This is a genomic window from Myxococcus sp. AB056 (assembly GCF_006547365.1).
Taxonomy (GTDB): Bacteria; Myxococcota; Myxococcia; order Myxococcales; family Myxococcaceae; genus Myxococcus; species Myxococcus virescens.
Genome location: NZ_VHLB01000228.1, coordinates 1 through 384, shown reverse-complemented (window position 1 = coordinate 384; position 384 = coordinate 1). Strand labels below are relative to the sequence as shown.

Genomic DNA, 384 nt, shown 5'->3' with positions numbered 1-384 from the left:
AGTTGTATCCGGGTATCTACTTCCCTGCAACAGAAGATATTCTTCAATTGTTGAAGAATAAGTCGGATAACAAGCTGTATAAACTGACGAAAAATATTCAATGGCCGAAGACAAAACTGCGTATTGAACGCGGAGAAATGCCGGAAACACTGCTGGAAATTATGCAAAAAGAGCAGTGCGACCTCCTTGTCTGTGGTCATCATCACTCATTTATCAACCGTTTGATGCCGGCATATCGCGGGATGATCAATAAGATGAGTGCGGATTTGCTCATCGTGCCGTTTATCGATAAGTAACCGCTTACCAGTAATGCTCCGCTGTCATATGGCCCGGTCGGCGACGTAAATGTTTCGTCATCTGCCGGGTCTCTTTCAGCAACTGTTG

Annotated in this window: 1 protein-coding gene; it reads left to right on the top strand. The window is 45.1% G+C overall.

Features of this window, described 5'->3' with window-relative positions:
- On the top strand, positions 1–296 hold a 296-nt coding region (uspD, locus tag FMP39_RS37260; protein WP_141594724.1), incomplete at its 5' end, for a universal stress protein UspD.
- Positions 297–384: the final 88 nt, after the last annotated feature.